The sequence below is a fragment of the Xanthomonas sp. NCPPB 3582 genome (assembly GCF_041475735.2).
Taxonomy (GTDB): Bacteria; Pseudomonadota; Gammaproteobacteria; order Xanthomonadales; family Xanthomonadaceae; genus Xanthomonas; species Xanthomonas codiaei.
Window position 1 is genome coordinate 4671811 of sequence record NZ_CM192968.1, and the last position, 25498, is coordinate 4697308.

The 25498-nt window shown below is 63.7% G+C and carries 24 protein-coding genes, 1 other RNA gene and 1 pseudogene; 16 read left to right on the forward strand and 10 right to left on the reverse strand.

What is annotated here, in order from left to right; genetic code table 11:
- Positions 1-25 precede the first annotated feature (25 nt).
- The 4 genes from ACCQ05_RS19830 to ACCQ05_RS19845 form a co-directional block, all read right to left on the reverse strand.
- Positions 26-1045 (reverse strand): SphA family protein, encoded by a 1020-nt coding sequence (locus ACCQ05_RS19830; RefSeq protein ID WP_372392209.1) that lies wholly within the window; start codon positions 1043-1045, stop codon positions 26-28.
- Between the two features lie 135 nt (positions 1046-1180).
- Positions 1181-1657, reverse strand: a complete 477-nt coding sequence (locus ACCQ05_RS19835) for a MarR family winged helix-turn-helix transcriptional regulator (protein WP_372360487.1) — start codon at positions 1655-1657, stop codon at positions 1181-1183.
- 527 nt (positions 1658-2184) lie between these two features.
- Entirely contained in the window at positions 2185-3414 is a 1230-nt protein-coding gene (locus tag ACCQ05_RS19840; protein WP_228961882.1) for an HD-GYP domain-containing protein, read from the reverse strand.
- A 149-nt stretch (positions 3415-3563) separates the two neighbouring features.
- The gene (locus tag ACCQ05_RS19845; RefSeq protein ID WP_372392211.1) at positions 3564-4868 is read right to left on the reverse strand and encodes an MFS transporter; all 1305 of its coding nucleotides are present in this window, start codon (positions 4866-4868) and stop codon (positions 3564-3566) included.
- Between the two features lie 672 nt (positions 4869-5540).
- On the opposite strand from ACCQ05_RS19845, the gene ACCQ05_RS19850 reads away from it, so the two are divergent.
- Entirely contained in the window at positions 5541-6086 is a 546-nt protein-coding gene (locus tag ACCQ05_RS19850) for a gamma carbonic anhydrase family protein (protein WP_372392212.1), read from the forward strand.
- Positions 6087-6166: 80 nt separating this feature from the next.
- A complete protein-coding gene (locus tag ACCQ05_RS19855; RefSeq protein WP_372392213.1) occupies positions 6167-7063 on the forward strand; it encodes a DUF2167 domain-containing protein in 897 nt (298 codons plus the stop codon).
- Positions 7064-7333: 270 nt separating this feature from the next.
- Here ACCQ05_RS19855 and ACCQ05_RS19860 read toward each other — a convergent pair whose 3' ends face one another.
- The gene (locus ACCQ05_RS19860; protein ID WP_104543218.1) at positions 7334-7600 is read right to left on the reverse strand and encodes a YkgJ family cysteine cluster protein; all 267 of its coding nucleotides are present in this window, start codon (positions 7598-7600) and stop codon (positions 7334-7336) included.
- 263 nt (positions 7601-7863) lie between these two features.
- On the opposite strand from ACCQ05_RS19860, the gene ilvD reads away from it, so the two are divergent.
- Positions 7864-9702, forward strand: coding sequence for a dihydroxy-acid dehydratase (gene ilvD, locus ACCQ05_RS19865; RefSeq protein WP_228961877.1), 1839 nt, complete (start codon positions 7864-7866; stop codon positions 9700-9702).
- Between the two features lie 256 nt (positions 9703-9958).
- Here the strand turns inward: ilvD and ACCQ05_RS19870 are convergent.
- A pseudogene (locus ACCQ05_RS19870) lies at positions 9959-10976 on the reverse strand (integron integrase).
- A gap of 1135 nt (positions 10977-12111) precedes the next feature.
- Here ACCQ05_RS19870 and ACCQ05_RS19875 point away from each other — a divergent pair.
- The 8 genes from ACCQ05_RS19875 (at position 12112) to ACCQ05_RS19910 (ending at position 17417) form a co-directional block, all read left to right on the forward strand.
- On the forward strand, positions 12112-13092 hold the full coding sequence (locus ACCQ05_RS19875; protein ID WP_372392214.1) for an IS5 family transposase: 981 nt from the start codon (positions 12112-12114) through the stop codon (positions 13090-13092).
- A gap of 339 nt (positions 13093-13431) precedes the next feature.
- Positions 13432-13782, forward strand: coding sequence for a hypothetical protein (locus ACCQ05_RS19880; protein ID WP_372392216.1), 351 nt, complete (start codon positions 13432-13434; stop codon positions 13780-13782).
- 430 nt (positions 13783-14212) lie between these two features.
- The gene (locus tag ACCQ05_RS19885; RefSeq protein WP_506191529.1) at positions 14213-14719 is read left to right on the forward strand and encodes a YbbD-related protein; all 507 of its coding nucleotides are present in this window, start codon (positions 14213-14215) and stop codon (positions 14717-14719) included.
- 285 nt (positions 14720-15004) lie between these two features.
- Positions 15005-15322: a hypothetical protein gene (locus tag ACCQ05_RS19890; RefSeq protein ID WP_372392217.1), complete on the forward strand. Its 318-nt coding sequence runs from the start codon at positions 15005-15007 to the stop codon at positions 15320-15322.
- 101 nt (positions 15323-15423) lie between these two features.
- Positions 15424-15639, forward strand: a complete 216-nt coding sequence (locus ACCQ05_RS19895) for a DUF4287 domain-containing protein (RefSeq protein ID WP_372392219.1) — start codon at positions 15424-15426, stop codon at positions 15637-15639.
- Between the two features lie 344 nt (positions 15640-15983).
- Positions 15984-16358 carry a hypothetical protein gene (locus ACCQ05_RS19900; protein ID WP_372392223.1) on the forward strand — a complete coding sequence of 125 codons (375 nt, stop codon included), beginning with the start codon at positions 15984-15986 and terminating at the stop codon, positions 16356-16358.
- On the forward strand, positions 16355-16681 hold the full coding sequence (locus tag ACCQ05_RS19905) for a hypothetical protein (protein WP_372392224.1): 327 nt from the start codon (positions 16355-16357) through the stop codon (positions 16679-16681). Before ACCQ05_RS19900 ends, ACCQ05_RS19905 begins: the two co-directional genes overlap by 4 nt.
- Before the next feature lie 436 nt (positions 16682-17117).
- A complete protein-coding gene (locus ACCQ05_RS19910; RefSeq protein WP_228962276.1) occupies positions 17118-17417 on the forward strand; it encodes a DUF5655 domain-containing protein in 300 nt (99 codons plus the stop codon).
- A gap of 73 nt (positions 17418-17490) precedes the next feature.
- Here the strand turns inward: ACCQ05_RS19910 and ACCQ05_RS19915 are convergent, their stop codons facing one another.
- Positions 17491-18315: an IS3 family transposase gene (locus ACCQ05_RS19915; protein ID WP_228964733.1), complete on the reverse strand. Its 825-nt coding sequence runs from the start codon at positions 18313-18315 to the stop codon at positions 17491-17493.
- A complete protein-coding gene (locus ACCQ05_RS19920) occupies positions 18315-18629 on the reverse strand; it encodes a DUF1153 domain-containing protein (RefSeq protein ID WP_372390370.1) in 315 nt (104 codons plus the stop codon). The genes ACCQ05_RS19915 and ACCQ05_RS19920 overlap by 1 nt, the downstream gene beginning before the upstream one ends.
- 275 nt (positions 18630-18904) lie before the next feature.
- On the opposite strand from ACCQ05_RS19920, the gene ACCQ05_RS19925 reads away from it, so the two are divergent.
- Positions 18905-19177 (forward strand): protein kinase family protein, encoded by a 273-nt coding sequence (locus ACCQ05_RS19925; protein ID WP_228962277.1) that lies wholly within the window; start codon positions 18905-18907, stop codon positions 19175-19177.
- Between the two features lie 271 nt (positions 19178-19448).
- On the opposite strand, the gene ACCQ05_RS19930 is transcribed toward ACCQ05_RS19925, so the two are convergent.
- Complete coding sequence (locus tag ACCQ05_RS19930; RefSeq protein ID WP_228962278.1) at positions 19449-19880, reverse strand: winged helix-turn-helix transcriptional regulator; 432 nt, start codon at positions 19878-19880, stop codon at positions 19449-19451.
- 134 nt (positions 19881-20014) lie between these two features.
- Here ACCQ05_RS19930 and ACCQ05_RS19935 point away from each other — a divergent pair, with 134 nt between their 5' ends.
- Both ACCQ05_RS19935 and ACCQ05_RS19940 read left to right on the forward strand, forming a co-directional pair.
- Positions 20015-20893, forward strand: coding sequence for an SDR family oxidoreductase (locus tag ACCQ05_RS19935; RefSeq protein WP_104543118.1), 879 nt, complete (start codon positions 20015-20017; stop codon positions 20891-20893).
- A 686-nt stretch (positions 20894-21579) separates the two neighbouring features.
- Positions 21580-23037, forward strand: coding sequence for an OprO/OprP family phosphate-selective porin (locus ACCQ05_RS19940; RefSeq protein ID WP_228962279.1), 1458 nt, complete (start codon positions 21580-21582; stop codon positions 23035-23037).
- 404 nt (positions 23038-23441) lie between these two features.
- Here ACCQ05_RS19940 and ACCQ05_RS19945 read toward each other — a convergent pair whose 3' ends face one another.
- A complete protein-coding gene (locus ACCQ05_RS19945) occupies positions 23442-23810 on the reverse strand; it encodes a winged helix-turn-helix transcriptional regulator (protein ID WP_228962280.1) in 369 nt (122 codons plus the stop codon).
- 191 nt (positions 23811-24001) lie between these two features.
- On the opposite strand from ACCQ05_RS19945, the gene ACCQ05_RS19950 reads away from it, so the two are divergent.
- Together ACCQ05_RS19950 and ACCQ05_RS19955 are read left to right on the forward strand one after the other, a co-directional pair.
- Positions 24002-24985 carry a quinone oxidoreductase family protein gene (locus tag ACCQ05_RS19950; protein ID WP_372392225.1) on the forward strand — a complete coding sequence of 328 codons (984 nt, stop codon included), beginning with the start codon at positions 24002-24004 and terminating at the stop codon, positions 24983-24985.
- A 60-nt stretch (positions 24986-25045) separates the two neighbouring features.
- Positions 25046-25121: non-coding RNA, sX9 sRNA (locus tag ACCQ05_RS19955), on the forward strand.
- Positions 25122-25498: the final 377 nt, after the last annotated feature.

Below are 25498 nucleotides of genomic sequence, written 5' to 3' on the forward strand. Positions count from 1 at the left end.
TCCAAAGAAGCCGGATGCACCGGCGTTAGAACACATGGACGTACTGCAGGTTGACGTTGTTGCCGGACGCTGCATTTCTGACCTCCACCGGCAGATAGAGATTGGCGAACAGGATGTTGTTGGCGTCGAACCGCCACACGCCGCCCGGGCCCGCATAGAACACGCGCTGGCGGGTGTCGGGCACGCGCTCGCCGTTGGTACGGTTGTCGCGGAACTGGGTGAGGTAATACGCGTTGACGCCCAGCCGCACTTGCGGCGCGACTTCCCAGGAAGTGGCGACGTTGACCCATCCCGCGTCGCCGGCCTGCCCATTACGGAAGGCGAATCCGTCGGGAAGATTCGGCCGGCGCTCGCTGCGAAAGTTATAGATGTAGTTGAGGCGTGCACTGACTTCCCACTTGGGCGTCGGCAGCACCGTGAATGCATAGTTCGGCACCAGCGACCAATAACCGGCACCCTGATTCAGGTCGCGATCGCGGTCGAACTTGCCGATCGGTGCGACAGCGTCGAGTTCGAAGCGCTGCGAAAATACCGGCCGCCCGTCACGCATCACCGGCAGCATCTGCAGGTACGGACCGAAGGTCAGATCGCCGACGCCAGCGTCGTTGTCGCGCAGGGTGGCGATGCTGTTCCGACCGAAGGACGCGTCCAGGTTGATCAACGGCACCAGCGTGTTGATGCCCAGTGCCCCACCGAACAACGTGTAGGGCGTGACGTAGGCCACCTGGGTCAGCAGCAAGGTCGAATCGATGCGTGGATTGTCGAACACCGGCACATCGTTGCCGCGCGCATCCTTGATCGCATCCAGCGAGGTCTGGCGCAGGTAGGTGACGACGGCCCAACCGGGCGTGGTGCGGGTGAAACCGTCCAGAAAGCTGGTCCCGCCGGTGTTGATTCCGTTGGTCAATGCAGCGCTCTGTGGCACTGCCTGTGCACTTGCAGCCCCGGTCGCACACAGGCCCCCCAGCCCGAGCAGCACGGTTAGCGCCCATCCTGCTTGCCTGTCCTGGCCACCGCTAACCGACGATCGATTCACTGCGAACACTCCTATGGTGAGAGGGAACAGCCGGACGTGCGATCGTGCGTGCGTCAGGCAGGGCCGAACGCCGCGCTGCAGACAGCACGTGACATCGCAAGGTGATGAAGGCATGCCGCCTGGCCCACGCCAGGCGAAGGCGGACTAGAGTGTGTCCAGACGATCCAGGCGATCGAGCGCGCGCACCAGCGGCGCCTCGCTGGTGCCGAGCACAGCGCTGAGCTGCCGTTCCATGCGCAGCACTTCGGCTTCGGCGTCGGTCAGCAGGGTGACGCCGGCCGGCGTCAACGACAGATGCTGCATGCGCCGGTCCTGACGCCCGCGCACCTGCCGCAGCAGCCGGCGGTTGACCAGCCGCGCCACCACGATGGCCAGGTTCGGCGGCGACACATGCAGCACATCGCCGATCTGGCGCTGGTTGATGCCCGGGTTGCCGTCCACCAGCATCAGCAAGGAGAAATCGACCGGCTTCAGATCGAAGGCCGCCACGCACTCCTGGAACATCCGCCGCACCAGCAACTCGGTGCGGGTGATGCGGTACCCCAGCAGCCGCAGCAGGCGCGCCTGGTCCACCTCGGTGATGGAATCGGGCAACGGTGCGACAGGAGCGGTAGCGGGCATGACGGTTCTCGCGACGAAGGCAGCGGGCGGACCGGTACGCGCTGCGCACCCCATCCACAACGCCGATCCCCGGCGTGCACCACATTGTAGACGCGGCCAGGCCTGCCGATGTGGAGGCGCAGGCCGCTCTTGCATGCCATAAGCGCGTGGCGTGCCAACACTGCGCCAGCCCGCGCTTGCACGCCCGCCAGCTGTGCGACAGCGCTGCGGCATGCGGGGGACGGCGGTGATCCAGGCACGAAGTGAACATGGTTCCGGTCGGCAAGTGATTGCGTTCCAGAATAGTTATTGAACATAACTACATTGCCAAGCTGCAGCGCAGCATGGTCGCGTTCGCTAGGCGGTGCCGGATCTGGGCCGGGACAGCGACCGGCAGGCCGCATGGAGCCACGCGGTGCGATGTGACCGGCCGCCAGGCGTGGCCGGAATCAGCCATCAGCGGAGTGCCGATCAGCAAGGGCACGCAGCCGGGCACGCGCCACCTACCGGACGCGCCTGCGGCGCAGCCCCCACGCGACACGGCCCGATCAGGGCAGCCAGAGTTTCTCGAGATCGCGAAAGCCCCAGTCGCTCGGGCTTTCCATCTGCGCGATCCGGTCCTGGCAGTCCGGGCGCGCCAGGTCGATGTCCTGCACCAGCACGTGGCTGCGCAGCTTGGCCGAGTAGAACACCCGCACCTTCGGCTTGAGCAGCGCGTCCGGGGTCTGTTCGATCACCACGGCCAGCTTCTGCGATTCCAGCCGCACCAGCGAACCGACCGGGTAGATCCCCAGCCGGCGCACGAAGGCCTGGAAGATCACCGGGTCGAAATGGCCTTTCCACGAGGCCATCTGCTTGAGCGATTCGGCCGGATCCCAGCCACGTTTGTAGGGGCGGTCGGAACTGATGGCGTCGTAGACATCGCACACCGCACCCATCCGCGACATCAGCGAGATCTCTTCGCCGACGAGCCGATTCGGATACCCGCTGCCATCCATCTTTTCGTGATGATGCAAGGCAATTTCCAGCACCACCGCGTTCTGCACGCCGCCGGCCACCAGCAGGCGATGACCATCCAGCGGGTGCTGGCGCATGATCTCCATTTCTTCGTTGGTGAGCCGGCCCGGCTTGTTGAGGATGTCCAGCGGCGTCACCGCCTTGCCCATGTCGTGCAGCAGGCCACCCATCGCCGCTTCCACCACCTGCGCATCGGGCAGGCCGAGCTGGCGGGCAAGCCCGCTCATCAGCCCGGCCACGGCCATCGAGTGCAGATAGGTGTAGTCGTCGGCGGTCTTTAGCCGCGCCACGCTGATCAGCGCCTGCGGGTGACGCAACACCGAATCGTTGATGGCTTCCACCAGCGGCATGGCCGCCTCGGTGTCGACGGTGCGGCCGAGCCGCACGTCGCGAAACATCTCCTCCACCGTGTCGCGCCCGTCTTCGAAGATGCGCCGCGCACGCACCACCTCGGCCTCGATGCCGACCTGCGCGGTGACGCTGTTGGTCCGTACCGTGCGCGTGCTGGATGCCGGCTCCGGCGGCTCCGGTGCCGGTGGCGTGGCAGCGGCCGCCTCGGCCTCCGGCGTCCCCGCGTCCACATCCAGCCCGCGTGCGGTGTCGATCACCAGTTGCTCGATCCGGCTGCCATGGATCTTGTCCACGTCTTCCGAATCGACCAGGAACGAGGTTTTCCAGAACGGATGGTGCACCCACGCGCCCAGCAGCTTGTAGACGTACATGCCGGGGCGAAGTTGGTCGGAGTCGATGGTTCTGAGCATGCCGGCGCTGGTGTGCACGATGTTCGCGGAAGAGTCCGCCACGGGCATGGCGGTCTTCGGAGGTATCGGCAGCCGGCACGATTTCTTTGGTCCGCCGATCCGTCCTCGACCGGCGGATTCACGCCGTCGAACGCAGCCGGCTGAGCAGTTCAGCGATCCGGCAAGCGCATCGCCACCACGGCGGCGGCGGCGAACAGCAGCGGCACGGCACAGCCCAGGTACAACATGACCGGCGTCCACCCGGCATCCAGCAACGCCCCCGCGCACAGTGGCGACAGGATCGCGCCGAAGCGGCCCACGCCGATCGCCCAGCCCATGCCGGTGGAGCGTACGGCCGCCGGGAACACCACCGGCGCCACCGCATACAGCCCTCCCATGGCGGCTGTCAGTGCCGCCCCGGTCAGCAATGCCGTCACGAAAGCCCAGCTCAACACTGCGCTACTCAACCCGAACGCGAGCATCGCCACCGCCACCAGGATCAGCGCCCCCGCGGTGAGCCGTGACAACCGCGCGCGCAGGGCCAGCCAACTGAACAGCGTGCCGCCCGCGATACCGCCCAGATTCAGCAGCACCCCGCCGGTCACGCCCTGGGCGGCCGACAGCCCGGCCGTCACCAGCAGCTTGGGCGTCCAGCTGAGCACGAAGTAGAACGAGAACATCAGCAGGAAGAACGCCAGCGCGATCAGCAGCGACTGCCGCCGCACTGCGCCGACGAACAGCGCGGCATAGCCCTGCCCGGCCGCCTGTACCGATGGCATCGGCAGGTGCGGCGCAGCCGGCATCCCCATGCGCGCCAGCACCGCGTTGAAGCGTGCATGCGCGTTCGGCGGCCGGCGGGCCATCAGGAACTCCAGCGATTCCGGCAGGAAGGCGAGCACCAGCGGTACGCACACCAACGAACCCAGCGCGCCGAGCACGAACACCGACGGCCACGACCAGTGCTGCAGCAGCAGCGCGGCGATCGCCCCGCCCACCGTCGCGCCTACCGGGTAGCCAGTGGCCTGCAACACCGTGGCCGTGCTGCGCCAGCGCGCGGTGGAATACTCGGCAGCGGTCACTGCCACACAGGCCAGCATGCCGCCGATCCCGATCCCGGTGAACGCCCGCAGCGCGCCCAGTTGCCAGGCGTTGCCGGCCAGCGCCGAGGCGCCCATGCCCACGGTGAGGATCGCCAGGCAGATCAGGATCAGCGCGCGGCGGCCGATGCGATCGGCCAACGGCGCCAGTACCAACGACCCCACTGCCATGCCCACCAGTCCGGCACTGAACAACCCGCCCAGCAGTTTTCCCGACAGTTGCCAGTCCGCCGACACATGCGGCGCGGTGAACGCCATCGCCATCACGTCGAAGCCGTCGAGCATCGTCAGCAGCACGCACACGGCCACCGCCCGCCACTGGAAGGGCGTCATGCGCTCCAACACGAAGGACGCAGGCATCGAGGTGCTTTGGAGCATCGGGGTGTCCTGTGCAGTAGGGAGTGTTCCTGCAAAGCGGAATGCAGGCGGTCTTGCATCGACAGCGACCGACACGACGCGGCGATGACTTCGCGCGGCAAAGCGCCAGTTTTTTGCATTGCCAACGCGGCCGCCGCCACGCCACTGCACGCACGCTAGGCCGATCGCAGATGCTGTTCAAGCCGCATCGCCGCAGTGCTGTGCGCTTATCGGACGTGGCGGGATTGCGCTTCGCCTGGGCAACCACGCGTTCGGGCACGCCGGCGCCTGCATGCCGTGGCGGGCGACGTCGACAGATGCGTTGGCCGACCACCGCCAGCCCCGGGGCTCTCACACGCGGCGCCCGGAGCGCGCCGGTGACGGTGCCCATTGCATGTCCGATCGCGACGCAATGCGATTGGCAGTCAATGCCACGGCGGTACGTGCATGCCATTGCCAGGACACGACAGTGCAAGCGCGGGCAGTCTGCATTCGCGACCTTGGCCAGCAGCGGCACGCCATCCAGCGCATCGCGATGCCGCTGACATGCCGGCGGCTGTGGGCAGCGCACCACTGCGCCGGCAGATGCACGTCTGCCTCAGAGGCTGGGCTCTTCCGCGGCGGCCACCACGGCCCGGGTATCATGCATGCCGTGTCCGCACCTGGCGGCACGCTGACTTGCCGGAGAATGCCGTGACCCCGATTCGCCCGTTTCTGGACCACACCCCGCAACTGGGCGCGCGCGTCTATATCGACCCGGCCTGCACCATCATCGGCAAGGTGAGCCTGGGTGACGATGTGTCGGTGTGGCCGGGCACGGTGATCCGCGGCGACGTCAATCATGTGCAGATCGGCGCACGCACCAACGTGCAGGACGGCGCCATCATCCACGTCAGTCACCACAGCCCGTTCAACAAGGCTGGCTACCCGACCATCATCGGCGCCGATGTCACCGTGGGCCACGGCACCATCCTGCATGCCTGCACCATCGAAGACCTGTGCCTGATCGGCATGGGCGCCTGCGTGCTCGACGGGGCCACCGTCAAGCGCTACGGATTTGTCGGTGCCGGTGCCGTGGTCGGACCGGGCAAGGTGGTCGGCGAGGCAGAATTGTGGCTGGGCAACCCCGCCCGCCCGGCGCGCACGCTCAGCGACAAGGAAATCGAAAGCCTGCATTACTCGGCCCAGCATTATGTGCGGCTCAAGGATCAGTACCTGGGCATTGCCGGCGCGCGCTGACCCGTTGTCTGCCGTGTGAACGCATGGCAGAATCTGCGCCCTGCGGCGTGGGGACGCTGCCATCGAATGGATTCGACCTGATGCACACTTCCGTTGTCCTGCGCGGCCTGCTGGCCGCCTGCCTGCTTGTCGCAAGCCCGCTGCTGCTCGCCGTACCGGCCGAGGCCGCGGACGAGGCGCAAGTGCTCTCTGCGCTGCAGTATCACGACGGCCATATCGCGCTGCCGCAGGCCAGGGCGCACTTCGATCTGGACCCGGCCTTCCGTTACCTCGACAAGGCCGATACGCGCCGCGTGCTCGAGCAGCTATGGGGCAACCCGCCTGACGACAGCGTGCTGGGCATGATCGTGCCGCGGACGCCTGCGCTGGATGCACCGGACAGCTGGGCGGTGGTGGTGACCTATAGCGATGAGGGCTATGTGTCCGACGAGGACGCCGCCAAGATCGATTACAGCGAACTGCTGGAGCAGATGCAGCAAGGCACCGCCGAGGACAACGCCGCACGGCGCGAACAGGGCTACGGCACGGTGGACCTGCTCGGCTGGGCCGTGCCGCCGCGCTACGACGCCGGCAGCAAGAAGCTCTACTGGGCCAAGGAACTGCGCTTCGATGGGGCCCAGCAGCACACGCTCAATTACGACATCCGCGTCTTGGGGCGCAGCGGCTATCTCAGCCTCAACGCCGTCGCCGGCATGGGCCAGCTCGAGCAGGTGCGTCAGGGCATGCAGCAGCTGCTGCCGATGACCGAGTTCGACCAGGGCGCGCGCTATGCCGACCACAACCCGTCCACCGACAAGATCGCCAGCTATGGCCTGGCCGGCCTGATCGGCGGCGGCCTGGCAGCCAAGGCCGGCCTGTTCGCCAAGCTGGGCCTGCTGCTGGCCAAGGGCTGGAAGCTGGTGCTGTTCGGCGTGCTGGCGCTGGGCGCCGGCATCAAGCGTGTGTTCGCCGGGCGCAAGGCCAACGCCAACGGTTGAGCGCGCGTCGGCGCCGCCTTGCCGATCCACATCGGCATCGGCTTGGCGCCAACCAGGCGAGCCGGTCGCAACGCATGGGTGCGATGAACGCAAGGCCTGCATCGCCTTGGCCGACAAGGTCATCAGCGCGATGCCCTGCTCGATCATGTTTGCCGGCATGGTATCGATCGGCCTGCACGCGACAAGCCACGCACTTGAGCACGCGCGATTCTGCCGACACCTGGCGCCACGCCAGCGTTGGCCGCAGGCAAGGGCGTAGCGCCCGGATTTTCAAGGCTGCGTCGCACGCTCCAGGGCAGCCAGCATCGCCAACGCCTGCGTGCGCGAGCTGCCACACATTTCCATCGATGGCCGCAGGCTCGCGCAGACCGCCGGGCGGCTCGGCTGCCCGAACAGGCGGCAGCCCAACTGCGCATCCAGCTGCACGCAGGGCACACCGGCCGGCTTGCCCTGCGGCATGCCGGGAATCGGCGAACTGATGGAGGGGGCAATGCAACAGGCGGCACAGCCCGCGCGGCAGGACACAATGGCGCTCATGCGCACAGTCTAAACCGCCCGCGCTGACGGGCGATGGCAACGCATCACCAGCATTGCGCACAGCAATGAACCGTTCGGCGCAGGATCGATGGCCGGTCACTCGACGATATCGCCCGTGCGTCAGCCATTTCTTGCCGCGCGTGAGCGTGACAGCTGCGTGCTACCGTGCGGGATCATCCGAGCGCGTCTTGACGGTTGCAGCAGCAACAGTCCAGGCGCGGTCTAATTGCCAGCCACCGCTCGCCCTTGTCGTTGAATCCGCCATGCCCGACTACCGCTCCAAGACCTCCACCCACGGCCGCAACATGGCGGGCGCGCGCGCGCTCTGGCGCGCCACCGGCATGAAGGATGGCGACTTCCACAAGCCCATCATCGCCATCGCCAATTCGTTCACCCAGTTCGTGCCCGGGCATGTGCACCTGAAGGATCTCGGGCAGTTGGTGGCGCGCGAGATCGAGCGCGTCGGCGGGGTGGCCAAGGAGTTCGACACCATCGCCGTGGACGACGGCATCGCGATGGGCCACGACGGCATGCTGTATTCGCTGCCCAGCCGCGAAATCATCGCCGACTCGGTCGAATACATGGTCAACGCGCACTGCGCCGATGCGCTGGTGTGCATTTCCAATTGCGACAAGATCACCCCCGGCATGTTGATGGCCGCGCTGCGCCTCAACATTCCCACCGTGTTCGTCTCCGGCGGGCCGATGGAAGCCGGCAAGACCAAGCTGGCCGAGCACAAGCTCGACCTGATCGACGCGATGGTGATCGCCGCCGACGACAGCGCCTCCGACGAGAAGGTCGCCGAGTTCGAACGCAGCGCCTGCCCCACCTGCGGCTCGTGCTCGGGCATGTTCACCGCCAACTCGATGAACTGCCTGACCGAAGCGCTGGGCCTGTCGCTGCCGGGTAATGGCACCGTGGTGGCCACGCATGCCGACCGCGAGCAACTGTTCCTGCGTGCCGGACGTGTGGCGGTGGAACTGTGCCACCGCTGGTATGGCGGCGAAGATCCCACCGCCCTGCCGCGCGGCATCGCCACCTTCGAAGCGTTCGAGAATGCGATGACCCTGGACATCGCCATGGGCGGCTCTACCAACACCATCCTGCACCTGCTCGCCGCCGCGCAGGAGGCCGACGTTCCGTTCGGCATGCGCGATATCGACCGCTTGTCCAAGCGCGTGCCACAGCTGTGCAAAGTGGCGCCCAACACGCAGAAGTACCATATCGAAGACGTGCACCGCGCCGGCGGCATCATGGCCATCCTTGGCGAGCTGGCACGCGGCGGCTTGCTGCATACCAACGCCGCCACCGTGCACGCACGCACGCTGGCCGACGCCATCGCGCAATGGGACATCACCCAGACCGACGATGAAAAGGTGCACACGTTCTACAAGGCCGGCCCGGCCGGCATTCCCACCCAGATCGCCTTCAGCCAGGCCACGCGCTGGGACACCCTGGATGCCGACCGCAGCGACGGCTGTATCCGCGACGTGGCGCATGCGTTCTCGCAAGAGGGCGGCCTGGCGGTGCTGTACGGCAATATCGCCCGCGACGGCTGCGTGGTGAAAACCGCCGGCGTGGACGAATCCATCCACGTGTTCGAAGGCACTGCGCGCGTGTACGAGAGCCAGGACGCGGCGGTCAAGGGCATCCTCGCAGATGAGGTGGTTGCCGGCGATGTCGTGGTCATCCGCTACGAAGGCCCCAAGGGCGGCCCCGGCATGCAGGAAATGCTGTATCCGACCAGCTACCTGAAGTCCAAGGGCCTGGGCAAGCAATGCGCCCTGCTCACCGACGGCCGTTTTTCCGGCGGCACCTCCGGCCTGTCGATCGGCCATGCGTCGCCGGAAGCGGCGGCAGGCGGCGCGATCGGGCTGGTGCGCGACGGCGACAAGATCCTGATCGACATCCCCAAACGCTCGATCGATCTGCTGATCTCCGACGAGGAACTCGCCCTGCGTCGCGCAGAGCAGGATGCCAAGGGCTGGAAGCCGGCGGAGCTGCGCCCACGCAAGGTCACCACGGCGCTGAAGGCGTACGCGTTGCTGGCGACCAGCGCGGACAAGGGCGCGGTGCGGGACAAGGCGTTGCTGGATGGTTGAAGCTGGCTGCTACGATAGATCGAGCAGGCGTCAGATGGCCGCATAGCGCAGTTGTGCAGGAGTGATACGTCGTGGCTCACGGATGCATTCGCGCCCATCTGCGAATGCGCGCAATGTTGGGTGGGTCGCGCTCGGCCAGTGCAGCAACTGGCTGCCGTCATCGCGCACAATCGAGTCTGAAAAGCGTGTCTCAGGCGCAATCATGGTGGCTTGCTTGGCAGCAAGCGGCCATCCGCTGCATCAGTCGCGCGGCAGCTCACGCTTCATCACCAACACTGCCCAGCCCATCCAATGGGCTGCGAACCGCCGACGCACCGCGTCCCAGCACATGCGTGTAGATCTGCGTGGTGGTCATGTCCTTGTGCCCCAGCAGCTCCGGTCCGGTGCGGATATCGTGGCCGTCCTTCAGCAGATGCGTGGCGAACGAATGCCGCAACGTATGGCAGGTCGCCGGCTTAACGATGCCAGCCTGCTGCCGTGCCGACTGCACCGCACGCTGCAGAATTTCTTCGAAGACATGGTGCCGGGCAGGCCTGCCGCTGCGCGGATCCCGCGACCGGCGCGCAGACGGGAACAGATAGTGCCACCCCGGCTCAACGTCGGCATTGGGATCCTTGCGCGCCAACGCGTGCGGCAAGAAGACCCGACCGGCACCGGCAGCCAGATCCGCCGCATGCACTAACAGTGCGCGTTCGCGTTGCCGCTGTAGCGCCTCCCGCAGGCTGTGCGGCAACGGCACCCAGCGGTGCTTGCCCCCCTTGCCATCGCACCACGATCTCGCCACGCGCGGCATCCACGTCCTCGATGCGCAGGCGCAGGCCTTCCATCAACCGCATCCCGCTGCCGTACAGCAGGCTGCCGATCAGCCAGCACGGCCCCGCCAGCACCGCCAGCAGACGTGCCACCTCCTCGCGCGAAAGCACTACCGGAATGCGCCTGGGCCGCTTGGCGCGCACCAGGTTTTCCTTCCACGGCAGCTCGATGCGCAGCACTTCGCGGTAGAGGAACAGCAACGCGGCCAATGCCCGGTTCTGCGTCCCCGCAGACACCTGCCCATCGGTCGCCAAGCGGGTGAGGAACGCCTCGACCTCCGCCTGCTCCATCTGCGCCGGATGGCGCCTGCCGCTGGCCAGGATGAAGCGCCGTATCCAGCTCAGGTAGGCCTGCTCGGTGCGTAGGCTGTAGTGCCGAACCCGCAGGCGGTCACACACCTGATCGAGTAGCCGAAGCGGTGGAGGTGCTGTTATGCCGTTGTTCTTGAGGGTGTATCTCATACGCCTGCGTCCTTGCTGGATAACACTGAAAGCATCCGGATGGTCGCGGCCGCTTGCCATCGTGCAATCCCGTGACCCCGGCTAGGAATTCCCCGTTCACAAAGTGCCAGCAATCGAAGATACTCAGCGAAACACCGAATTTCGGCGGTTCAATAGTTGTTAGGCAGCTTGTGAAGCATCAATCCCACTCATGGCAACAAGCTGGCTCGGTTGCGCTTTGGCGCTACACGGAGAATCAGCGCAATTACCCTGGTTGGAACCTCTCGGCGGATGTGGCGGGCTGTGTCTCCCTGCTCGCCTTGCTTGATGCGCTTGAGGCAGACGGAGTTGCCGCCTCTCGTACCCTAAGCGTCACACGGCCTACGGCAGCAATTCTTCGCGTTCCAGACAATCGCTCATCCGCTTGGCTTGCCCCATCAAAGTTCCTCTTATCGTTCTCGCCAGATCAAGCTAAATGGACCTTCCCTGAGTCACTGGATCCGGCCATGCTCACTGTGGGCGCAGATTGGCTGGCTCCGCTTCGGCAATGCGTCGCGGGCATTGCTCGTGGTGAAGGTGACTATTCCATTGGAAATTCCGGCAATAACAATCTTCAACTCTGGTTTTGGTGGCAGCCGGCCGCTGCCTAACAATTCATTCAAGCCGACGTCGCTTCGCGGCGCGGCTTAATTCAGGCGTTAGGCTTCAGAAAAGCATGGGTACTACATACCGATTCATTGCCGCTCCATCCGAACCATCCGAAGTGCTCGGATGGTTCAGGTCGCTGCCGTCGCCGCCCGAGGAAGTGTCCACAGGCCGCGGGTCTACCCTCTACTTTAGGGAGTGCGGTCCGCTCATCTACGGCGCAAACGGAAGTATTGATCCAATGATGTCTCCCGTTGCGACGGTCTTCCTACCGCAGACGCGTCGCGGCTCACTATGGACGGTTGGTGAAGTTCACTTTTTGGCAACGCCGTTGCGCCAGCAGTTCCCTGGGCTTCACAAAATCAGCTCCGCGTTCTCAGAATGGCTCGCACACTTTCCATGCATCTACACAAACAAGAACAAAGAAAATGAGTTCGGCTACTATCTAGGGAAGGTCTGATCAACTCACCACAGATGCGCGACACTAGCGTCTCATGTAGAGGACTCATCCATGCAGCTGACGTTCGGTGACGCTGAGGGCCTGGGCAAGCGTAAGCAGACCCGGCGCGAGATATTTCTGGCCGAGATGGAGCAGGTCGTTCCGTGGCAGCAACTGCTCGGGCTGATCGCGTTGCACTATCCTACGTCGGGGCGGCCAGGTCGGCAGCCGTACGCACTGGCGACGATGTTGCGGATTCATTTGCTGCAGCAATGGTATGCGTTGAGTGATCCGGCGATGGAAGAAGCGCTGCACGAGATCCCGACCTTACGTCGCTTTGCCCAGCTCGGTGGGTTGGACGACATTCCCGACGAGACCACGATTCTCAACTTTCGGCGCCTGCTGGAGACCCATGGCCTTGCCGCACGGATGCTGGAAGTGGTCAACGCGCATCTGGCGCGCAAGGGCCAGAGCCTGCGGTCGGGCACGATCGTCGATGCGACGCTGATCGCTGCGCCCAGTTCGACCAAGAATGCCGACCATGCGCGCGACCCTGAGATGCATCAGACCAAGAAGGGCAACCAGTGGTATTTCGGGATGAAGGCGCATATTGGTGTGGATGAGTTTTCCGGTCTGGTACATCACGTGCAGTGCACCGCAGCCAACGTAGCCGATGTCACAGTGACGCATGCATTGCTGCACGGGAAGGAAGACAGCGTGTTCGGCGACAGCGGCTACACCGGTGCGGAAAAGCGCGACGAGCTACAGCGCTGCGAGGCTGCATTTTTCATTGCCGCCAAGCGCTCCACGATTCAGGCCATAGGCAACAAGCGCGAGCGTGCTGGGGCAGAACGTTGGGAACACTTCAAGGCCAGCGTGCGCGCAAAGGTGGAGCATCCATTCCGGGTGATCAAGCACCAGTTTGGCTACACCAAGGTCCGCTATCGCGGCTTGGCCAAGAACACCGCGCAGGTGCTGACGTTGTTTGCGCTGTCCAACCTGTGGATGAAGCGAAAGCAGTTACTGTCCGCTGCGGGGAGCGTGCGCCTGTGATCGGGAGATGATGTCCGGATCGCGCCGAAAATGGTGCAAGTTTCGACTATTCAAACGCAGATCCTTGGAGAAATGCACCTCCCGCGTCCTCAGGCCTCATTGATCAGACCATCCCTAGAAGGCTCTATAAAACATTATGACCCGCCTGTGCATGCGTTTGACTCAGGGTTGAGCGCACTTGAGTCTGGTCGCTACTTCGTCGGGGATGATGACAATGACCATACGCTTGACTCTTTGTGCAAAGCACTCCGGCTCCGGGGAGTTGACTGTGCTTGGGCCTAACAACTCATTCAAGCCGAACCCGCTTCGCGGGTCGGCTTAATTCAGGCGTTAGGCGCCGTGTCCAACAACTACGTTGTTAAAATTACGTCACCTGGCCCGCGCCCCGAGTTCTATCGGATCGCCGAGTACTTGTGGGGCGTCGGCTGCAACATCGACTCAGACGGTGATAGCAGCTCCGCCGACGACCGGAGCTGGACAGAGCTATCATTGTCGCTACGCGGCTCGCCTGGGCAATACTTAGACATTGATCCAATCTCCCTAGAGCCATTGGTGCTGGCAATCCGCTCTCCGCAAGAGTCTCTTTGCGCAAAGGCAGCAGAGTTCATCGTTTTCTATTCGGGCGGTATTGCAGAGTCGCTGGCGCCTACCAATTCATCCAAGCCGAACCCGCTTCGCGGTTCTGCTTAACTCAGGCATTAGGCCACGCAGATGCAGCTATCGACAATCCCGATGAAGAACTTCCAAGCTAGGATTCAGTTGCCATCAGGCGAATTGGTCACGCGCTGCTTCAGGCCGCAAGCAACGGGTCGTTAGTCGTGGTACTTCACGGGCGCAGTGTTGCAGATTTCATTGGAAGAGGATGGGTTAGATGCCATCCATCCGTGCACCAAGCAATTGCAGCACTCGAACAGGCTCTTGAACGCGAAAGGCCAGACTAACCATTCACTCAAGTCAGACTCCCGCCACTCTGGTCGGCACATTGCAGAGTTAGGTGCCCATGGAGCAACCGTGTACATGTGTAGAATCTCAGTGCACTCATATACCTCGCTATCGCCCGGCAGGCGTCTTCGCGCGCGTCCTGGCCCATCCAATCCAGGCGAAATGATTGCGGGCATTGATGCAACGCCGACCTTTGCGGGCACCTGTAGCCCAATACCTCAGTCAGCCAGGTTCCACCTTACCGCATGCCTTAAGCCGGACTCAACCGCATGAGTATCGATCATGTCTTCCAGGTCTTGTGCTCATCGCTTCCGGCTGCAGTTTTCTGTCCGATACCGTTACAAGCCAGTACGCAACATTGGCCGACGCACGTGCCAATCGAATTTTCGAGCGTGGATGGTTACCAGATGTCCTTCCAGGCTCATCTTACAATATCATCACTTCCAATAACCTGGATCTCGACACATCTACCGGCGAGTTCTCTTTTGATCCAAGCGACGGGCAAGAACTCCGTAGCCGTCTCAAGCCAGGGGCACCTCTTCGATCCAGGTTTGCAGGCTGGCCAGGCATCACTTCGAATTACAAACGCGATGGATTCTCTGCATTTTCTTATCAACAAGAGCAGTGCACGTGGTCCTTCTTCTGCCGCCTGGAACGCGGTGAATGCATCTATTTCATGTGGTGAATCCTCATATTTCTAGCATTCATTCACCGAGGCCTTTCGCCTGCTTTTTTTAATCAGGCGCCAGTTTCTGAAAAGCATTCCCCACATCTCCGACATCGAAGTAGCATTTTAACCATGCAAGCACGCCACCTTCGGTGGCCATTGGATACCGCGCGAGTAAAGGCTGGGCATGAAAGCGACCTCGGCTAGCATAGGTTTCAAGAACTGGTTCAAGCTTGATCGGCTTCGCAGTCCGGTATCATGATAGGAGGCGCGCGGTTATCATTGCTTATGATGGAGGCTTGTGTGACCACATCACGCCTTAAGAGCATTACCTTGATGGCCAGCATATCTTGCCTGGTGATCGTCGCCGCCGGCTATGCGTCGGCACGCGCAGCGCTGGCCGGTGTCGAACAAGACCTGCGTGCATACGTCATCACCCACGCAGTATCCGGCGTCGATCTCGACGGGCGGGCACCACCCAGGCGCATCGAAGTGTCTTCGGAGGTTTCCTGGCCCTTCGTCGTAGTCGGTTCTTACTCCGTGCCCCGCGACCTTCATTTTCGTCGCCATCAGACGATTTATCTTGTTGCCCCATGGGGCGTCCATGTGCTCAGAAAGTGAGTTGATGCTATTTGATCCGCTTCCAAACGAATTTCTCACGCACGTCCTGGCCTGCCACGCGAGACCATGGCGACCACTCATTCCACCAGGTAGTAGCTAGCATGACGAACGACGAAAAGAGCAAGGGTCCCGCATCTTACTTTCCATCGATTGAGAAGACCTACGGGAAGCCAGTGGCGCATTGGCTCAGCATTCTCGACAGTCTTCGCGACAAAAAGCACATGGAACAAGTGGCCATCCTAAAAGCTGACCACAAGATCGGTCACGGGCATGCCAATGCGCTGGTTGCTCACTACCGTAGCCAGGCCAAGGATTGATCTTGTCATCGACCACAAATCCTGTGGATTCTCGCTACAATCACCAGACGCACGAGATCCAGACGCACGAGATTTTCGGCGAGGCAGGATGCATCGGCGCAGCCGGCGTGCGCTGGTACTGGCGCTGATAGAGCTCAACCACGGGTAGCAACGCCGGACACGTTTGGTGGTATCACCTGCCGGGTCGCGTGGGCGTATGGCGCTCGCTGACGTGGCTTTGCGCAGGCGTAGCAACCATTGATAGTTCACAGGAGTGTGTATGAGTGCAGTTGCACAACCGGCCCCATGTGCGATCAGTCCGCGCGACAAGAAAGCGCAGGCCACATCAGCCAGAGCGATCTTCCATGCGAGATCAAGCATCTGTTTGGCTGGAAGCCGGTAGCGCCCTGGAGTTTATCGACTCGACAGGCGAGGTGCGCCGGCATGCACTTGGTGCCGTGTCGGGGTGGTTTCATTTTTTCATTCGGGTCCATGCCGATCTTGGCTGCCAGACGGACTGCGTGATTTCCCAGACCGAGCAGCTCGACCCAGATGCGTTTGTCGCCGGCAATGCATCGGGGATCATGTTTCAGCCGTTCTTCCTGCCCGGTGCGGACATTTCCAACTCGGTCCTTGCCAGCAGGGGCTGTTCACCAGGGGACTGCACTTCAGCGGAATGGTCACCAATGGCAACGTGCTGCTTTCCTGCGCGTGCGAGCGTTGCAAGGGTTCTTTCATGATCCGCTCCTACCACAGCGGCTTTAGCGAGGCGGGTTACTTTTATTCCGGTTCCGGCAGCTACACCATCACCGTCGACAGCCATCTGCCTGGCAGCCCGGCGGCGTTGTCCGAGCCCGATGCGCAAGCGCTTGCCGCGCTGGAACAGGCACTGCCCCTGGCACCGGACGGGTCCAGCTACGCCTACCTCAACCCCTTTCGTTGCCCACATTGCTCCCGGCCCTACATCGATTTCGAGGCGAACCCAGGGTTGCGGCCGAACGAGTACTATGGGAATGACTTCGAGGGTTCCACACTGCTGCGATACGTTGCCGAGCCTGTCTAACGCGAGGTGGGATATCTGGCGTATGGCGGCGAGTCTGTCTGCCACTTCGAGGGCTGTCGCTCACCCTGGCGGCAGGAACGCGTCACGATGCAGTAAGAGTGGCCGCATGAGCGAGCCCATGCTCTCTGCAGACAGCGTCAATGCCATGGGCCGGATTCATGCCGCCGTTCGTGGCAAGCTGAGCGCCATCGGGAGTGAGGATGGCCTTGCGATGCAAGCGTGTTCTGGACATGCCAGAGAGTGTCGAGGTATCAACCATGCGCAGCCCCGATGGCTGGGCAACTGGCCAGGAAGTTCTCGGTTCGACCCACAAGGCTAGGTCCTTATGACAGACATGTGGATATGCCCGGCATGCAGTCGACAGTTCACGCGCAAGGGGCAGCGTCACGTCTGTGGCACCGGCGATTCGGAAAGTGTCTTGCGCGATCGGCCAGCCGTGCTGGTCGAACTCTACGCCGCACTCGATCACTTCGTAACGACCCTTGGACCGGTCGAGCGTGTGGCACGGGAGCGCTATGTGCTGCTGCGCAGTCGCCGCGTGTTTGCGGATGTGATCGTGATGCGCGATGCCCTACGGCTGGCCATCCACCTGGATGGCCCGACGGACCACGCGCTCTTCATCAAGCGGGTGTCGGACGGAACGCGTTTCACCGTGGTCGCGAAGCTGCGGTCGCTGGACGAGCTTGACGCCATGAGGCCGTTCCTGGCGCAGGCGTATGAGCAATCGGTGGCCTGAAGTCGTCGGTCGCTCTTGATCCATCGATCGACGGCCGGGTTGAGGTGTAATGACCCATCGGTTTCTGCTCAGGTCATGCAGTTAATGTAGCGGCATAGGCCGCATCCGGGGTCATCATCTTCAGCGCCTGGTGAGGGCGCTGTTGGTTGTAGAAGGCGATCCAGTCAGCAATCACTCGCAGCGCGTGTGTGTGGCTCTCAAAGCGATGTCGGTGCACGCACTGTTCCTTCAAGGTCCGGATCACACGCTCCACCATCCCGTTCTGCTGTGGGCAATGCGGGGTGATGAACTCCTGCATCAGCCCATAGCTGCGAACCAGTCGGGTGTAGTCGCGGCTGGTGAACACCAGACCATTGTCTGAGCGAAGCAGAAATGGCTCCTGCACTCGGCCCAGCGTGCCGTAGCGTGTGATGAGCGCCTGCTCCAGTGCGGCAGATGCCGTGCTGGCTTTACCGGTCCGTGACAGGTGCCAGCCGAGCAGTTGCCGCGTGCTGCAGTCGATCACCAGCGCCAGACTCAGCCAGCCGTCCTTGCCGCCCCAAACGCGACACAGATCAGTGGCCCAGCGTTGATCCGGCTTCTCGGCGCGGGAGACCTTGGCTTCAATGCGCGGGCGCTGGCCAAGGGCACGCTTGCGCACCTGCCAGCCCTTCAGCTGGAAGATCCGCTGCACCGTGTTTTTGTTCATACCAAGCAGCGCAGCGACCGTGCGATAGCCGAAACTCGGCTCCGTCTCGATCATCTTCTTGATCGGTTCGGCCAGCTCCGGCTTCACTTTGGCTGGCGATCTGGTCGGCTTGTAGTACGTCGTGCGACGTGCCACACCGAACCATTGGCACAACTTGGTCATCGGAACCGAAACACCTTCGTCCTTCAGGCCCTGCTGGACCGAGAGCATCAGCTCTCGTCCTTTCCCAGCAGGGAGGCCAGCTTTTTTCGGGCGCGGATCTCCAACATCGCCTCGCCGTAGGCCTCCTGCAAGTCCTTCAGCTGCCGCTCGTACTGCTCGCGCACGTCCTCGGGCTTCGCCCGTAGGGCGTTCTTCATGCCTCGCTTGCCCTCCTCAACCCAGTTCTCGATCTCAGCCGGGGTCAGGTCGAACTGCCGGCTGGCCGCTGCTACCGTCGTCTTGCTCTGGATGATCTCAAGCACCAGCGCTGACTTGCGCCGGGCGGTCCAGCGCTTGATCTCTTCTTCCATCACTTCGCTCATCGGTGTCTCCTTCGGGGAAAGTAACACCTGAGCAGGAAATCAGTGGGTCATTACAGAGGCGTCATCCGGGGATCTTGTCGGCCTTGCGCGTCCAGCACGCCACGTTGCCGGGGGCTTGCCATACGCTGGAGCCCGTGGCGACGAATCATCTTTCCCGATTCGGGATGTCGTGCTTGAATGCGCAACAGGGTGCATGCCTGCAACTGCAGGTTGATACCGCAGCAAGCACCGACTTCGTGACATGCCGCGCTACGTCCTTGAGAGATCGTTAGACGATGGATCGTTTCAATGCTGAGGCAATTGCCCGTGCGGTAACCCTGCAGGACGTTGCGGAGCAGGAAGCACGGCGCGTCCAACGTGCCAAGCAGGCCAGACGGCTGATCGAGCAACGCAAGGTAGCCGGTCTGTCGCTGGCTGGCTTCGTGGTGGGGGCGCTTGGCGCACATATGGTCGGCGAACGCTGGCTTGAAGGCGCACTGGTCTGTTACTTGTTCGCTTCGGCGATGGGTTGGTGCTGGATGCACTGGCGCAATCCGGACCTGCGATAGCGCAACAGCTGGGTAGCAGGGTCACCGCCACCATCGCACTCACGCTGCCAAGACGCGGGAAGCATCGGCCGCCGCAGGTGCAACGGTGTCGCACCTATGCAATACCGTTGGCTACCTTGCGCAATGCGCTGGCTTGAAGCCAGACCTCCTACCCGGTCGCATAGTGTTGCCTGCTCTACGGGCGTGATGCCCGAACCGAGCAGGCGCTTGGCGGCAGCGTCAAAGCGCGATACTTGGCCGCGACGCGACGCGCAATCGCCAGGCTCAGCCCTCAGGCCATCGCCTCGTCGGCATCCAGTGCGGTCACCGGCTGCTGGGCGCGATCGAAACGCTCGCGGGCAGCACGGATTGCGGCATGGTTTTCGCCGGCCCAGTTGAGCAGCTGCGACACCGGGCCCAGCAGGGCGACGCCGAGCTTGGACATCGCGTATTCCACGCTGGGCGGCTTGGTGGCGTAGACCTTGCGGGTGATCATGCCGTTGCGCTCGAGGTTACGCAGGGTCTGGGTCAGCATCCGCTTGGAGATGTCCGGCACGGCGCGCTGGATGGCGCTGAAGCGGGAGGGGCCGGGGATCAGCGTCAACAGGATCAGCAAGGTCCACTTGTCGCCGATCTGGTCCAGCACATCGCGCACCGGGCATTTGGTGGCATCGAAGGGACCTTCCAGGGAAGGCGGTGGCGGGAACAGGGCAATCGCATTCACGGGGTATCTCACGGTAACCAGGGGGAGTAAAACTGCCTCCTTGCGAAGGACCGGGCGGTCCTGACAATAGGCTCGCGGACCACAAGGTCTAAATACTAGACCAAACCTCTTCTCTAAACCTATTGGAGCGCACCATGGCACATGCTTCCCCCCTGATCCTTGTCACCGGCGCCAGCGGGCAACTGGGCGCGCTGGTCGTCGACGCGTTGCTAGAGCACGTGCCTGCCAACCGCATCGTAGCAACGGCCCGTGATACTGCGTCACTCGCCGGGTTCGCAAAACGCGACATCACGGTGCGTCAGGCCGACTACGCCGACCCGCACAGCCTGGATCAGGCCTTTGCCGGTGTCGGTCGAGTGCTGCTGGTGTCGTCCAATGCCGTTGGCGCACGCGTGCCGCAGCATCGAAATGCGATCGAAGCGGCCAAGCGCGCCGGGGTCGAGCTGCTCGCCTACACCAGCATCCTGCATGCCGATACCAGCACGCTGTCGCTGGCCGAAGAACATGTGGCCACCGAAGCCCTGCTGCGCGACAGCGGCGTGCCGCATGTGCTGCTGCGCAATGGCTGGTACACCGAGAACTACACCGGCGCGATTGCGGCCGAGGTGGAACACGGCGGCGCGATGGGCAGCTCCGGCGAGGGCAGGATCAGTGCTGCCGCGCGCGCGGACTATGCGGCGGCGGCGGCGGCAGTGCTGGCGTCGGACGCACCGCAAGCCGGGCAGGTCTATGAACTGGCAGGCGATACCGCCTTCACCATGGCCGAGTACGCGGCAGAGGTGTCGCGGCAGTCGGGCAAGCCGGTGGTCTATCACGACCTTCCCGAGGCCGACTACGCCGCGGCGCTGGTGCAGGTGGGCGTGCCGGCCGGGTTCGCGCAGGTACTGGCGCAGTGCTCGGCATCGTCGCGCGGCGGTAGCCTGTTCGATGACAGCCATACGCTGAGCCGGCTGATCGGGCGCCCGACCACGCCATTGCGCGAGACGGTGGCGGCGGCGCTGGCGGCTCGGTAAGTACGCTGCAGGTAACCGGCGGCCGGCAGCCTTGGCCGTTGGCCGCCGGGATGAGCGCTGCGCTGCGCGATCGCGCGTGGCCGGTGACTGCAAGCAAATGCCGACCTGCTTGCGGCAGCATCTCTGACTAATGGCCCGCCAGTCCCTGACCTGTAGTCGCCCAGCCGGCGGCGGCCCCCAATCCGCGTGATGACGACGCGGGCCGTCGCTTGAGCGACGCGCCCCGCCCCAGTGGCGGCCCTGTGGAGAGCCGGTAGCCGGGTGCGACCGATCGGCGAGGCGTGCCGGTGTCAGGAAGCCTTGCGGCTGCCCCCTGTCGTTCCCGGCCCTGCCGCTCAGGGATGCAGTACGGAACGCTATGCGGCGCGACCGCCACAGGCTGTGACCTCCCCGCCCCGATGGCGGCACTGTTCCCGCACGCTGCCGGTCCGGCTGGAGCGGACGGCGCGTCTTGCGCTGGTCGCATAACTGACACCGCACGGACACGCTGGTGACACAAGCGCCCCAAGGGATGCGCTGGGCCTGTCACCAAACTGACATCAAATCTAAATATAACTACTGCCATTGCCGCGCCGTCAGGGACGACCAGGCATCTGGGTAGAGGGTCCACTGCCGTGTCTGCAGCCCGCTGGCGCACCGGCCTGACCGCTCCACCGCCCTCGATTTCCCTTATACGAGCCGGATCCATGAAAAAACGCAATCTCGCCACCGTCCTGTGCGCCCTCAGCGCGACTGCCAGCGGCAGTACGCTGGCCGCCGAGCTGGAGCTGTACGTCGACCGCAAGACCAAGCAGATCTTCGCCGAGCCGGCGCCGGGCCGCGACAAGCTGGGCAAGTTCGTGCAGGTGGACGAAAACGGCAAGCTGCCGGTGTCGGCAATGCCCGCCGCGCCCGCCCAGCCGCTGCCACCGGCGCCGGGTGCCACAACGCCGGCCGATACCGCCATCGCGCAGACCGCTCCTGCTCCCGCTGCAGCACCGGCGCCCGTACCGGCCAAGTCGGCCGACGCCGGCAAGAAGTGGTACGACAAGCTCAGCCTGCGTGGCTACACCCAGATCCGTTACAACCAGGGCATCGGTGGCGATGCGCAGGACCTGCGCGCGCCGGGCGACCGCTTCATCGGCAACGACCAGAGCCTGGGCATCCGGCGTGCACGCCTGGTGCTGAGCGGCGATCTCAATGATCACGTGTCGCTGTATTTCCAGCCCGACTTTGCCAGCACGCCCTCCGGCTCGACCACCTCCAACTTCGCGCAGCTGCGCGATGCCTACGCCGACATCTTCTTCGACAAGAAGCGCGAATACCGCGTGCGCGTGGGCCAGTCGAAAATGCCGTACGGCTGGGAAAACCTGCAGTCCAGCCAGAACCGCCTCACCCTGGACCGTGCCGACGCGCTCAATTCCGGCCTGCGCGACGAACGCGATATCGGCGCGGTGTTCTACTACAGCCCCACCGTGGCCAAGGGCCGCTTCCAGGACTTGGTCAAGTCCGGCCTGAAGGGTTCGGGCGACTACGGTGTGATCGGCGCGGGCGTCTACAACGGCCAGGGCGCCAATCGCGCCGAGCGCAACGACAGCATGCATGCGGTGGTGCACGCCACCTACCCGTTCAAGTTCGCCAACGGGCAGTATCTGGAAGTGGGCGCCGACGCCTACAGCGGGCGCTTCGTGCCAACCGCGGCGGCAGTGAACATCGGTGGACGCAGCTTCACCCCGGCCATCACCGACCCCAACGGCTACACCGACCAGCGCGTGGCCGCGCACGTCATCTACTACCCGCAACCGTTCGGCCTGCAGGCCGAATGGACGGTGGGCCGCGGCCCGGAGCTGGATGTGGCGCAACGTCGCATCCGTACCCGTTCGCTGAGCGGCGGCTATGTGCAGGCGATGTTCAAGCACGACTTCAACTACGGCACCCTGCTTCCGTATCTGAAATGGCAGACCTACCGCGGCGGCTCCAAGTTCGACACCAACGCGCCGCGCATGCGCCTGGACGAAGTGGAAGCCGGCGTCGAATGGCAGCCGATGGATGCGCTGGAGTTGGTGTTCGCCTACGCGAAGATGAAGCGCACCGATGTCACCACTGCGCCCTATCCGGTGGTGGAAGGCGATCTGCTGCGGCTGCAGCTGCAGGTCAATTACTGAGCCACGTCACGTGGCCTGCGTCGCGCGCGCGATGCAAGCATCGGCATGAGGCAACGCTGCCGTGCCGATACCGCAAACGCCCCGCTCAGGCGGGGCGTTCGTGTTGTGGCCTGTCATCGTCTCGCTGTGCTGTCGACACTCGCTGCGCGTGGAGTGCATGCATCGCGGTCGATTGCTGCCGCAAAAAGGAACCGTTCCATAACGCACAGCGTGTCAGCTACAGGCGCAAGACGCGTTGTACGGCGCGTCTTGCGTTGCGGTTGTCCTCGCCTGCCAGGTCCTCGCACGTGTGGATGCATCGCCACGCATTTCGATGCCTGCCATCTGGCATCGCAGCGACACTGTCCATGCCTGAGCTGCATACCGCCACAGGCATGCCATGCTGCCTACCGCCACATCGGCGCCTACGCCGCTTCGCGGTCGAATGCTTCCCGCGCCTGTGCGATGGCATGCTGATTGTCGAGCGTCCAGGCGCATAACAACTGAATCGGCTCCTTCAACCGCAGACCGAGCGGAGTGATGCGGTATTCCACCGCGATTGGCGAACGCACGATCACCGTGCGCGCAATGATGCCGTTGCGCTCAAGCCGACGCAGGCATTGGGTCAACGCCTTCTGCGACACGCCTTCGAGATTGCGCTTGATGGCGTTGAAGCGCAGCGGCATCACCAGCAGGCAGGCCAGCACCATCACCGACCATTTGTCCGCAAGTTGCTCCAAGGTTTCACGGCCCGGGCAGTCGAATTTGAAGGCGGGTTGCATCGCTGTATTCATTGCAAGTGTCTCGTGGGATACCTAGTGGACAACTGGTGTCTGATTGACATCAGGTTTACAGAATATACCTTGTGATGCGTCCCTCGACGATCGGCTGTACAGCCTTGCGCCCGGGACAGCATCGCCTGCCGATCCCCGATTGCGGCAGGCGGCTCCGGCCAGCCGGCCTCCTGACACAGCGAGCATGCATCATGAAGGCAGTACGGTTTCACCAGCACGGCGACGCCAATGTGCTGGTCTATGAAGAGATTGCGCAGCCGCAGCCCGGCAAGGGCGAAGTGCTGATCAAGATCGAAGCGGTCGGCCTGAACTTTGCCGACGTCATGCGCCGGCGCGGCGATTACATCGAGTCGTCTCCACTGCCGTACACCCCCGGGATCGAGGTGGCCGGTACGATCGACGCCCTCGGCGAGGGCGTCACCGGGCTGGAAGTCGGCATGGCGGTGCTGGCCACGCCGGGCGTAGGCGGCTATGCGCAGTACATCGCCTTTCCCGCTGCGCTGGTGATGCCGTTGCCGCCGGGCGTCAGCGCGATACAGGCCGCCGCCGTGGTCGCGCACGGGCTCACTGCAGGCGTTGCGCTACGGCAAGCCGCGCGGCTTGCGTCGGGCGAGACGGTGTTGATCGAAGCGGCGGCCGGCGGTGTGGGCTCTTTCGCGGTGCAACTCGCAAAGCTCTACGGCGCCGGCAAGGTGATTGCCGCCGCCAGCACCCCGGAAAAGCGCGCACTCGCCGAGCGCCTGGGCGCCGATGCGTCGGTGGACTACACGGCGCCAGGCTGGGCCGACCAGGTGCTGGCACTCACGGAGGGCCGCGGCGTGGATGTCGTCCTGGAAAGCGCCGGTGGCGATAGCGTGACCGAAGCCCTGCGCGCATTGGCTCCGTTCGGCCGCATGGTGTTCCTGGGTCAGTCCAGCGGTGAGAACACCTTGCTGGACCCCTGGCAACTCACGTTGAAGAACCACACCGTCACCAGCTTCTATATCGGCGGCTACATGGCGCTTCCACAGCTGATGCAATCCACGCTGGGCGAGATCATGGGGTTCATCATGGGTGGCAAACTCGCGCTGCAGATCGGCACCGTATTGCCGTTGTCGCAGGCCGTCCAAGCGCATCGCCTGTTGGAAAGCCGTCAGACTACGGGCAAGGTGGTGCTGCAACCCTGGGCGGAATAAGAGCAGCTAGCAAACCTACTGCGCGGCCGCCAGGCGGGCGCGGTCGGTGCTCGGTGCGGCATGTACCACTCGTACACTGCGGTTCCTCCGCGCCGTCCGCACCCACCTGACGACCGCTCGCTACGTCTTGTTAGCCGCTCTAAACCCCCGCTGACAGGACGACCGCGCCGGCCATCGGCTGCGGTCTTTGCCGGCAGTCGCCACGCAACAGGGCTGCATGGCGAAGCTGCCGCTGAGCTTCGACCTCATTGCAAGACTGGACGCAACTTGGGCATGGGCGACGGCACCGTAGCACGGTTGCTTGTACGACATGACGCCCGCAGCAACCGTCAGATGGGGGTTGCTGCGCATGTTGCGTATTGCGTCTGGCACGCGTCATCCGTACTGCACTGCGCGAAGGGCGACAAGCTGTACTGGAGTGTTGCGCGGCTGACGTGCTATCCGAAAGCAACCCGGCGTCGCTGCGTGTGCATCGGCAGCTGTTGCCCAAGCAGACCGCTGAGGTGACGGCCT